The organism is Aquiflexum sp. (assembly GCF_041749095.1).
GTDB lineage: Bacteria > Bacteroidota > Bacteroidia > Cytophagales > Cyclobacteriaceae > Aquiflexum.
On the sequence record NZ_JBGTCA010000236.1, the window covers coordinates 1 to 1706 of the forward strand.

General features: G+C 37.3%; 3 protein-coding genes. 2 read left to right on the top strand and 1 reads right to left on the bottom strand.

What is annotated here, in order from left to right; all coding sequences use genetic code 11:
- The coding region (locus ACEW8O_RS11295) for a class I SAM-dependent methyltransferase (protein ID WP_373494736.1) at positions 1–267 on the top strand (267 nt) is incomplete at its 5' end.
- Here the strand turns inward: ACEW8O_RS11295 and ACEW8O_RS11300 are convergent.
- Positions 261–854: an SAM-dependent methyltransferase gene (locus tag ACEW8O_RS11300; protein ID WP_373494737.1), complete on the bottom strand. Its 594-nt coding sequence runs from the start codon at positions 852–854 to the stop codon at positions 261–263. The two genes, ACEW8O_RS11295 and ACEW8O_RS11300, sit on opposite strands and share 7 nt — an antisense overlap.
- 40 nt (positions 855–894) lie before the next feature.
- On the opposite strand from ACEW8O_RS11300, the gene ACEW8O_RS11305 reads away from it, so the two are divergent.
- A partial coding sequence (locus ACEW8O_RS11305; RefSeq protein ID WP_373494738.1) for a hypothetical protein occupies positions 895–1706 on the top strand: 812 nt, incomplete at its 3' end.

Sequence of the window (1706 nt, forward strand, 5' to 3'; positions counted from 1 at the left end):
AGAGAATTTAATAGTGTGGATTTTGTGCTTATGGATGCAACCCACACCTATAATGCCACTTTGTTCTATTTTGAAAACATCCTACCCTATATTCAAGACAGCAGTATCATTGCTATAGCTGACATACATTGGTCGAATGAGATGGACGCTGCTTGGAATAAAATCAAAAGCCATCCAAGTGTGATTTTAAGTTTTGATTTTTATGAATGCGGCATTTTGATTTTTGATAGAAAATATACAGAAGGAGCTTATATCCTTCATTATTGATTTTTTCTTAATGAGAAAAACAATTCAGTTCCCATTCTTGGAGGGATACTGTTGTAGCATGTTTCCAGTTTTACGATTTCAAATTCATTACTGAACAACTGTCTATATTCTTCTAACTCTCCCCCAAAAGGTGGGCCTTCTTTTTTAAAATCAACACCAAACAAGACCCCAACCAATTTACCACTTGGCTTGAGCAGTTCTTTCATTTTTTTAACATATTCTTCTCTGATAGTCGGAGGAAGTGAACAGAAGAAAGTTTGCTCAAGGATAAGGTCATATTGCCCCGTATGCTCAAAAAAATCCTGATGGTGGATCTGTTCTTTTGGAAATTCCGGACAGGCTTTTTCAAAAAGGCCTAGAGGCAAAAGGGAAATATCCAAGATATGTGTGTTTTTAAAACCATTTTCAAATGCATAAATCACCTCATGACCATTGCCGGCACCGGGAACCAGTATTTTTATTTCTTTATTGATTAATTGGTCTAAATATTGCTTTATGGGCAACGTCACCTCACCTGCATCCCAAGCAGTTGAATAATTTAAATATCTTGTCGTCCAATATTTCTCATCTAGAAGGTTATTCGTCATAAAATTTATTATTTTGGGTAAAATTACAACTTAAACATTTATGGAAACCAATCCGCAAAAAGTCAATAGCAATGATAAAGGAAAAAACATTCTGATCATTGTATTGATTATCCTTGTCATTATCAGTGGCTTTAAGCTTTATACCGATCATTTGGACAAAACCAGAAAGTCCGAAGAGATTCTGATTCTTTCTGAAGACAACAATGAACTCAACAGAAGAATTGATTCAATGACCTATCAACTGGATCTAAGGATCAATGAAATCAGCAAATTGGGAGGAGATATCGCAAGTCTTGAAGAAATCAGAGATCAACTTATTGCTGAAAGAAACCTTGATAGAAAACGTTCAGCTGAAGAAATCTCAGCGCTGAACAGAAGAATAGCTAGCTATACCACCACCCTACAGGAAAAAGACGGAGAAATCATCCGACTCAGGGAAGTGAACCAACAATTGTTTGCTGAAAATGAAAACCTGAAAACCACACAGGCTGAAATCCAGGATGAGGTGGTACAGTTGAACATCACAAAACAGGAATTACAGGAGAAGGTGGATATTGCTGCACGCTTAAAAGCTGAAAACATAGCTGTTGCTGCCGTCAATGCAAGAGGTAGAGAAAGAGAAGACGGTTTTCGTAACCGACAATTGGAAAGATTAAAAGTCACATTTAACCTTGCCGATAACAAAGTAGCCAACCATGGCCCAAGGGATGTATATGTTCAGGTAATTGCTCCAAACAATCAGCCTATTTTTGATGTGGCAAGAGGTTCGGGTACATTCTCTTTAGATGGCAGGGAAGAATTCTTTACCGTCCACCAGGATATACTTTTCGACAATACTCAGCAGGAACTTAC